We start from the raw sequence: 8,232 nt of genomic DNA, 5'->3' as shown, positions 1-8,232 counted from the left end.
AAGAAACACCGGGCTAAAAAAAGCGCAGAACTGTGATGCCGTTCTGGACTGCCTTTTTTGGAGTATGGGTAAAAACACACTCCAATTATTTACATAGTCTTTTTGGCTAATGCGGCCTAGTGTCTATCCGGTATTCATGCGGTATTCGCGATCGGCACAGCGAACTGCCTGGGTACAAAAAATCACGTCAGCATCCAGGAGAAATCATGTCTGATATTCCTCATCCTCATCCTCATCCTCATCCTCATCTGCTCTCTCGCGAATGGATGGAATTGCACCCAACGTTTGTGTTGCTTGTCAAAAGAATTGGCGTGCCGCTTGGCATAGGAATGCTGCTCGCACTTGCAGCCTTGTTCGTGACCAGGCTTGAGTTGGAGCTGAATGCGCCACTGAAATTTGGCGGCGCGACCCTGGAGCATTCGGCGCTGTCAGTGCTATCCGTCAATACGGGCTACTTGCCTGATCAGTTTTATCGGCAGCAAAAAGAAGCCCCGGCTTCAGAATTGCCGCCCCAGTTTTAGAGGTTCGCGAGCGGCAAAGGCGCCAATGGCTCAGGTCCGCAGGACTGTTTGGGCCGGTGGATTCGCTCCAGACTATTCCGTATTCACGCATTCCTCTTGCGAGGAGGATGAAAAGCAGTCAAATTTCCCCCACGGAACGGCCCGGTTGCCGGTCATCTTGCCGCCGGTGGCGCCTTGCGTGAAACGGGATTTTTAACTATAAGTAGTAGCGGCCAGTCCGCATTTGCACTTCGCCCGGGTAGACGCCATTCAATAGTGAACTACGCCTTGATCCGAGCCTTGCCATCATTTGCTTGATGAGGAGGTTGAAATGACACGCAAATATATTGATTGCCGGGAATTTCCCAGCACCATGAATTGCACGGTGGCACTGGCTGCCGATTCTGACAAGGAGTTGCTGGAGGCCGCGGTACAGCATGCGGTCGCCATCCATCAGCACCAGGATACGCCGGAATTACGCTCGCAGCTTCAGCAATTGTTCAAGGTCGGCACGCCGCCTGTTGAGGCTCCAGCCAAGTAGACCCCTGGATCAGCTTTGCCTGCCTGTCCGCCTGGATGGGGCAGGCGATGCAATCTGCCTTGCCGAAATACGGCGCCCGTACTCCTCGGGCGAGGCGCACGGCATGTGCGGGAAGCGCTTATGCGCTGTGGAATCGATGCGTATGGCGTCGGGGCACTACCGGGGCAGCGCGAGTTACGCCTGAACCCATTGCTTTCGGGCGCGCGTAGCGCTGGGTGGGCGCGGTGGCGGCAAAAGCCCGGCGGTCTGGGCCACCCGCACGCAGTCGCGGATATGCTCCTCGCCGAAATAGCGGATGGCCGCATAGCCTATCGCGGCCGAGATGGCCTGACCCGCCAGGGGGACGAACCTGGCGGCCTGCTTGCTCGTCAGTCTCACACCCAGGCTGCTCGCGGCCTTGATCACCAGATCACGGCTGATGAATTTTCCGATCAGTACCGAACCCACCATGGCAACTGCTTTCTGGACCTGTTCCCGCTTGCTGGGGTTGAGTTGATCCAGCTGCGCGGGTGTCAGGCCAAACTCCGCGTTAATCTCCGGAATCAGTCGTGAAAGCAGGGCGGCATCGACGGCCCAATCGAGGCCAGGAACGGGCACCGCGCTGGCGACCGCGGCGACCATGGCACGCCGGTTCAGCAGTTGGCGGCTGCGCTTGATGGCAGCCTCCAGTGCGGCGTCACTGGGCGTCTTGTTCAGAACGGTAGCAGCAGGCATTTCAGGACCCTTTCAAACGTGTGAAAAGTCGATGGGTGCTGGGTACTGGATATTGGGTGAAGCTACTTTACACCGTGGCAGTTTCAATCTGCTCGGTCAGTTCCAGCCAGCGTTCCTCGAGCGTGCCGATTTCGTTGTCAATGGCCTTGAGGCGTTTGCCGGCTTGGGCGATTTCCGCCGGTGCGGTGATGGTGGTCAGTGCGGTTTGCAGGTTGTCACGCTCGGTGTTCAGGGACTGCATCCGGCTGTCTATCTTTTCCAGTTCCTTGCGCAGTGGCTTGGTGGCGTCGGATTGCTGCTGGCGGCGCTGGGCTTCATCCTTTTTATGGGGCGGTTTTTTCGCATCAGAACCGGCCTTGACGCCACTGGAATTTGCGCTGCTCGCCATGGTTTTGGTGGCGCTGGCCGTAACCGCTGGTGCAACCCCATTGGTGGTCGACTTTTTGGCTTCTTCGCGCTGCCGCTTGGCTTCATCGAGCAGGTAGCGCTGGTAGTCGTCGAGGTCGCCGTCAAACGGGGCAACGCCGCCATGCGAGACCATCCAGAACTCGTCACAGACGGCGCGCAGCAGTGCCCGGTCATGGCTGACCAGCATGACGGTGCCTTCAAACTCGTTGAGCGCCATCGACAAGGCCTCGCGCGTGGCCAGGTCCAGGTGGTTGGTTGGTTCATCGAGCAGCAGCAGGTTGGGGCGCTGCCAGACGATCATGCACAGTACCAGGCGGGCTTTCTCGCCGCCGCTCATGCTGCCCACGGCCTGTTTGACCATGTCGCCGCCGAAATTGAACATGCCGAGGAAGCTGCGCAGGTCCTGCTCGCGGGTTTGCTGCCCGCTGATTTTCCCGGCTGCGGTGACCTCCTTGACGAGGCGGATCATGTGCTCCAGTGGCGTGTCGGCCGGACGCAGCACGTCCAGCTCCTGCTGTGCAAAATAGCCGATGTTCAGGCCCTTGCCTTCGGTCATCTCGCCGCTGATCGGCGCCAGTGCCCGTGCTATGGTTTTGACCACGGTCGATTTGCCCTGACCGTTGGCCCCCAGGATGCCGATGCGCTGGCCGGCCAGCACCGACTTGCTGACGTTTTGCACAATGACGGTGGGCGGCGTGCCATCGGGCGCGTCTTCGGGCGGCGGGTAGCCAAAGTAGGCGTTCTGCATCGACAGCATCGGATTGGGCAGGTTGGCCGGCTCCTTGAACTCGAAGGTGAAGTCGGCTTCGGCCAGCAGGGGGGCGATTTTCTCCATGCGGTCCAGCGCCTTGACSCGGCTYTGYGCCTGYYKGGCCTTGSTGGCCTTGGCCTTGAAGCGGGCAATGAACTTCTGCAGGTGGGCTATCTTGTCCTGCTGTTTGGCAAAAGCGGTCTGCTGCAAGGCCATCTGTTCCGAGCGCAGGTCTTCAAACTTGCTGTAGTTGCCGCCGTAGCGTGTGAGTTTGGCGTTTTCAATGTGCACCGTGACGTCGGTTACCGCATCCAGAAACTCCCGGTCATGGCTGATGACCAGCATGGTGCCCTGGTAGCGCTTGAGCCATGCCTCCAGCCAGACCAGCGCATCCAGATCCAGGTGGTTGGTCGGTTCGTCCAGCAGCAGGAGGTCGGAAGGGCACATGAGTGCGCGCGCCAGCTGCAGGCGCATGCGCCAGCCGCCCGAGAAGCTGTTGACCGGGTTGTCGAGCTCGCTGACCTTGAACCCCAGGCCCAGAATCAGGGCCTGTGCGCGTGCCTGGGCATCGTGCGCGCCAGCGTCGTACAGATCCATATAGGCGTGGGCCATGCGGTCGCCGTCACCGCTGGCCTCGGAGGCGTCCACTTCAGCCTGCGCGGCCAGCAGGACCACATCACCTTCGACGACATAGCTGGTTGCGCTTTGCTCGGTCTCAGGCATGTCCTGCGCGACCTGGGACATGCGCCACTGTGCGGGAATGGAATATTCGCCGCCATCTTCATGCAGCGTGCCGTTGAGCATGGCAAACAGCGAGGATTTCCCCGCGCCATTGCGACCCACCAGGCCGATTTTCTCGCCGGGGTTGAGGCTGACAGATGCGCTGTCAAGAATTACTTTGGCGCCACGGCGCAGCACCACGTTTTTTAGGGTAATCATTTAAACCACTGACTCAAGATCAATCACGATCAGGAAAATTATTGGGAGGCGCATTGCACCTTCATCGATCCAGGCGCAAATTCCGGGCCAGCGCTTCAGGCCAACTGTTCGCGTGTGAGAAGCATCACCTGGTCACTCCCGGCGCTGGTTTCAAACCAGAGCGGTTCAAGGTGAGGGAAGGCGCGTTCAAAATTCCCGCGCTCGTTGCCGATTTCCAGCACCAAGACGGCATTTTCGCTCATATGGCGGGCCGCGTTCAGAAAAAGGCTTCGAACGAAGTCCATCCCATCGGCGCCGCCGGCCAGCGCCAGCCCGGGTTCGGCCCGGAATTCAGCGGGCAAGGCGGCCATGCTGGCGGCATTGACGTAGGGTGGATTGCACAAAACCAGGTCATAAGGACCGGGGCAGGCGGTCAGGCCATCGGATTCGATCAGCGTGATCCGCTGCTGCAGATGATGCCGCTCCACATTGATGCGAGCCACGGCCAGCGCGTCCAGGCTGATATCGGCGGCATCGACTATGACATCGGGGTAGGTCATCGCCGCCAACACCGCCAAGCTGCCGTTGCCGGTGCACAAATCCAGCACGCGGCGGGTGTTCTCGCCCAGCCAGGGGTCGATGCTGGCGTCTACCAGCAACTCGGCAATGAGGGAGCGCGGAATGATCACGCGCTCGTCGACGTAAAAGGGCAAGCCCATCAGCCAGGCTTCGTGGGTGAGGTAGGCGGTGGGCTTGCGGGTGCTGATGCGTGCTTCAAAAAGCATAGCTACCTGCTCAATATCTGCCGAGGCCACTGGGCTATTTTCCACTGAATCGAGGTCGTCCAGCGGCAGGCCCAGCTTCCACAGCACCAGCCAGGCGGCTTCGTCAAAGGCATTGGTCGTGCCTTGCCCAAAGCCGTTGGAAAAGCTCAGCCCCGCGGCTTCCAGCCTGGCGGCCATTTGCTCGATCAGCGCCAGCACCGTAACAGGCATCGCAGAACTCATGGCGCGGACGCCGAGGACGCCAAATCAGCCACACCATCAACTACGTCAGCCACACTTGCCGTGCCTGCCACGCCAGCCAGCCGCTCCAGGACGCCCCTGTAGATGTTCTTGAGGGGGTCGAGCGAGCTCACGTCCACACATTCGTTGATTTTGTGGATGGATGCGTTGAGCGGGCCAAATTCGATGACCTGCGGGCAGACTTTGGCAATGAACCGGCCGTCGCTGGTACCACCTGTCGTGGACAACTCGGTGTCCAGGCCCGTCTCGGTGCGGATCGCGCCGCGTACCGCATTGACCAGTTCACCGGGGGTCGTCAGAAAGGGCAGGCCGCCTACCGTCCATTTCAGGTCGTAGTCGAGTCCGTGCCGGTCCAGAACCGCTTGCAGTCGCTGTTGCAGGCTCTCGGGCGTGGACTCCGTGCAGAACCGGAAGTTGAAATCCACCACCAGCTCGCCCGGAATCACATTTGACGCGCCGGTGCCGCCATGCACGTTGGACACCTGCCAGCTGGTGGCCGGAAAAAATGCATTGCCCCGGTCCCACTCGGTGGCTACCAGCTCTGCCAGGGCAGGGGCAAACAGGTGAACCGGGTTCCGGGCCAGGTGCGGGTAAGCGATATGGCCCTGCACCCCCTTGATGGTCAGCTTGCCGCTCATGGTGCCGCGCCGGCCGTTTTTGATCATGTCACCGAGATGGCTGACCGACGTCGGCTCGCCCACAATGCAGTAGTCCAGTCTTTCGCCGCGCGCCTTCAGTTGCTCGCAGACCACCACGGTTCCGTCGGTGGCCGGGCCTTCTTCGTCGCTGGTGAGCAGGAAGGCAATTGACAGCCCGGGCTGCGGGTGAGCCGCCAGAAATTCCTCGACCGCAACAACCATGGCGGCAATCGAGGTCTTCATGTCGGCGGCGCCGCGGCCGTACAGCTGGCCGTCGCGGTGGCTGGGCGTGAACGGGTGGCTGTGCCATTGCTCCAGCGGACCGGTGGGCACCACGTCGGTGTGGCCCGCGAAAACCAGTGTTTTGATGGGCGTCGTATGGGCCTCAACCTGATCTGCTACTGATTTTGCAGCTGACTGCCCGCGGTTCTGCTGGGCCAAAGGGCCAAACCCTTCGCGTTTTGCCCACAGGTTGACAACCCGGAAGCTGTCGGGGCCGCTGTCCATGCGCTCACACACAAAGCCCAGCGCAGCAAGCCTGGCGGCAAGGAGGTCGATGCAGCCCTCGTCGAGCGGTGTTACGGACGGGCGGGAAATCAGTTGTTCGGTGAGTCGAAGGGTAGCTGACATAGAAAAGCTTGACGGGGCCGTGCTCAGAGCGAGCCGAAGCCCGTGGTGCCATATTTCGAGCCGTGGTGAACGTCGAGAGTGATCTCGGTGAACGAGGCCTCATCATCCGGCTCTTCCTCGGCTTCCTTCGCCTTGTCCTTGGCTGCCCCGGCAAAGTCGTTCTCAAGGCGCCACATCAGGTTGGTCGGCGAGTCCGCATGCAGGATGCCTTCCTTGCGCGTGACGGTGCCTTCCACGATCATCCGGGCGATGTCCTGTTCAAAGGTCTGCGAGCCTTCGGCCATGGATTTTTCCATGGCCTCCTTGACCCCGGAGAAGTCGCCTTTTTCGATCAGCTCGGCGACCAGCTTGGTGTTGAGCATGACTTCCACCGCCGGCGTGCGGGCGCCGTCCTGTGTGCGCAGCAGGCGCTGCGACACAATGGCCTTGAGCGCCGCGGCCAGGTCGCCCAGCATGGTAGGGCGCACTTCCACCGGGTAAAAGCTCAGGATGCGGTTCAGCGCCTGGTAGCTGTTGTTGGCGTGCATCGTAGCCAGGCACAAATGGCCCGACTGCGCATAGGCAATGGCGGCCGACATGGTTTCGCGGTCGCGGATCTCGCCGATCAGGATCACATCAGGCGCCTGGCGCAGTGCATTTTTTAGCGCCACCTGCAGGGACTGGGTGTCACTGCCCACCTCGCGCTGGTTGACCACCGATTTCTTGTTGGTGAACAGGAATTCGACCGGATCCTCAATGGTGAGGATGTGGCCCAGCGTGGTTTCGTTGCGGTGGTCCATCATGGCCGCCAGCGTGGTGCTCTTGCCTGCGCCGGTGGAGCCCACCATCAGCAGCAGCCCCCGTTTTTCCATGATCAGGCTGGACAGGATGGCCGGCACGTTCAGGGTGTCCAGCGCAGGGATTTCATTCGGAATGAAGCGAATCACCGCCGCATAGGTGCTGCGCTGCCGGAAACCGCTGATGCGGAAATTGCCCAGGCCGGCAATCGGCAGCGCCATGTTGAGTTCGCCCATTTCCTCGAGCTCTTCGATCCGTTCGGGCGGCAGCACTTCGGCCAGCAGGTTGCGCGGCGCGTCGGGCGGCAGGATCTGGGCATTGATGGGAATGGCCTGGCCATTGATCTTGATGAGGGCGGGCGAATGAGCCGACAGGTAAACATCCGAGGCTTTCTTATCCGCCATCAAACGAAGGATCCTCTCCATCGTGCTCATTGTCCGGCCTTCAGTCATGATCAATTATCCTTTCAGGTCGTCAGCAAATCAATCGCGCAGCAGGTCGTTCAGGCTGGTCGTGGCGCGCGTCTTGGCATCCACCCGCTTGACGATCACGGCGCAGTACAGGCTGTACTTGCCACCGGCCTTCGGCAGGTTGCCCGACACCACGACGGAGCCGGCCGGAATGCGGCCGTAGGTGACGGTGTCCGCTTCACGGTCGTAAATCGGCGTGCTCTGGCCGATGTACACGCCCATGGAGATCACCGAGTTTTCTTCAACAATCACGCCTTCGACCACTTCGGAGCGCGCGCCGATAAAGCAGTTGTCTTCAATGATGGTCGGGTTGGCCTGCAAGGGCTCCAGCACGCCGCCCAGCCCCACGCCGCCGGAAAGGTGCACATTGTTGCCGACTTGCGCGCAGCTGCCCACGGTGGCCCAGGTGTCGACCATGGTGCCTTCGCCGACCCAGGCGCCGATATTCACGTAGCTGGGCATCAAAATCGCGCCCTTGGCAATGTAGCTGCCGCGGCGAGCCACGGCTGGGGGAACCACGCGCACGCCGGTGGCGCGCATTTCGTCCTCACTCAGATGCGCAAACTTGGTCTGCACCTTGTCAAAAAAGCCCAGCTCGCCGGCGCGCATGAGCTGGTTGTCCTTGAGGCGAAAGCTCAATAGCACCGCTTTTTTGATCCACTGGTGCGTCGTCCACTGGCCCACGCCTTCGCGCGTGGCGACGCGCAGCTTGCCGCTGTTGAGTTGGGCAATGGTGTGCTCAACCGCTTCCAGCACTTCTTTGGGGGCTGATTTGGGTGACAGGTTGGCGCGATCTTCCCAGGCCGCGTCGATTGTGTTCTGGAGGGTGCTTTGCAGGTTGTCTTGAGTCATGGATTGAG

8 protein-coding genes are annotated in these 8,232 nt (G+C 60.7%); 2 read left to right on the top strand and 6 right to left on the bottom strand.

Annotation, left to right across the window (positions count from 1 at the left end):
- The first annotated feature begins 206 nt into the window (after window positions 1-206).
- Window positions 207-521 carry a hypothetical protein gene (locus tag AC1DUB_RS23390; protein ID WP_477731554.1) on the top strand — a complete coding sequence of 105 codons (315 nt, stop codon included), beginning with the start codon at window positions 207-209 and terminating at the stop codon, window positions 519-521.
- A gap of 310 nt (window positions 522-831) precedes the next feature.
- On the top strand, window positions 832-1,041 hold the full coding sequence (locus AC1DUB_RS23385; protein WP_477717261.1) for a DUF1059 domain-containing protein: 210 nt from the start codon (window positions 832-834) through the stop codon (window positions 1,039-1,041).
- A 174-nt stretch (window positions 1,042-1,215) separates the two neighbouring features.
- Here the strand turns inward: AC1DUB_RS23385 and AC1DUB_RS23380 are convergent, their stop codons facing one another.
- The 6 genes from AC1DUB_RS23380 to dapD all read right to left on the bottom strand — a co-directional run bounded on the left by AC1DUB_RS23380 (window position 1,216) and on the right by dapD (window position 8,224).
- Window positions 1,216-1,755, bottom strand: coding sequence for a hypothetical protein (locus tag AC1DUB_RS23380; protein WP_477731553.1), 540 nt, complete (start codon window positions 1,753-1,755; stop codon window positions 1,216-1,218).
- Window positions 1,756-1,822: 67 nt separating this feature from the next.
- Window positions 1,823-3,853 (bottom strand): ABC-F family ATP-binding cassette domain-containing protein, encoded by a 2,031-nt coding sequence (locus AC1DUB_RS23375; protein WP_477731552.1) that lies wholly within the window; start codon window positions 3,851-3,853, stop codon window positions 1,823-1,825.
- A 95-nt stretch (window positions 3,854-3,948) separates the two neighbouring features.
- Window positions 3,949-4,839, bottom strand: a complete 891-nt coding sequence (gene prmB / locus AC1DUB_RS23370; RefSeq protein ID WP_477731551.1) for a 50S ribosomal protein L3 N(5)-glutamine methyltransferase — start codon at window positions 4,837-4,839, stop codon at window positions 3,949-3,951.
- A complete protein-coding gene (gene dapE / locus AC1DUB_RS23365) occupies window positions 4,836-6,125 on the bottom strand; it encodes a succinyl-diaminopimelate desuccinylase (protein WP_477731550.1) in 1,290 nt (429 codons plus the stop codon). The genes prmB and dapE overlap by 4 nt, the downstream gene beginning before the upstream one ends.
- 23 nt (window positions 6,126-6,148) lie before the next feature.
- Entirely contained in the window at window positions 6,149-7,336 is a 1,188-nt protein-coding gene (locus AC1DUB_RS23360; RefSeq protein ID WP_477731556.1) for a PilT/PilU family type 4a pilus ATPase, read from the bottom strand.
- A 48-nt stretch (window positions 7,337-7,384) separates the two neighbouring features.
- Complete coding sequence (gene dapD / locus AC1DUB_RS23355) at window positions 7,385-8,224, bottom strand: 2,3,4,5-tetrahydropyridine-2,6-dicarboxylate N-succinyltransferase (RefSeq protein WP_477731549.1); 840 nt, start codon at window positions 8,222-8,224, stop codon at window positions 7,385-7,387.
- Between the last annotated feature and the right edge of the window lie 8 nt (window positions 8,225-8,232).

This window comes from Polaromonas sp. P4_F9 (assembly GCF_056401235.1).
Note: the sequence above shows the minus strand (reverse complement) of the source record. Positions and strands in the feature narration are given on the sequence as shown.

What these genes read in the sequence shown, in the direction of transcription:
- AC1DUB_RS23380 (WP_477731553.1), bottom strand. Translation starts at nt 1,755, where the DNA reads ATGCCTGCTGCTACCGTTCTGAACAAGACGCCCAGTGACGCCGCACTG.
- AC1DUB_RS23360 (WP_477731556.1), bottom strand. Translation starts at nt 7,336, where the DNA reads ATGAGCACGATGGAGAGGATCCTTCGTTTGATGGCGGATAAGAAAGCC.
- AC1DUB_RS23385 (WP_477717261.1), top strand. Translation starts at nt 832, where the DNA reads ATGACACGCAAATATATTGATTGCCGGGAATTTCCCAGCACCATGAAT.
- prmB (WP_477731551.1), bottom strand. Translation starts at nt 4,839, where the DNA reads ATGAGTTCTGCGATGCCTGTTACGGTGCTGGCGCTGATCGAGCAAATG.
- dapD (WP_477731549.1), bottom strand. Translation starts at nt 8,224, where the DNA reads ATGACTCAAGACAACCTGCAAAGCACCCTCCAGAACACAATCGACGCG.
- AC1DUB_RS23390 (WP_477731554.1), top strand. Translation starts at nt 207, where the DNA reads ATGTCTGATATTCCTCATCCTCATCCTCATCCTCATCCTCATCTGCTC.
- dapE (WP_477731550.1), bottom strand. Translation starts at nt 6,125, where the DNA reads ATGTCAGCTACCCTTCGACTCACCGAACAACTGATTTCCCGCCCGTCC.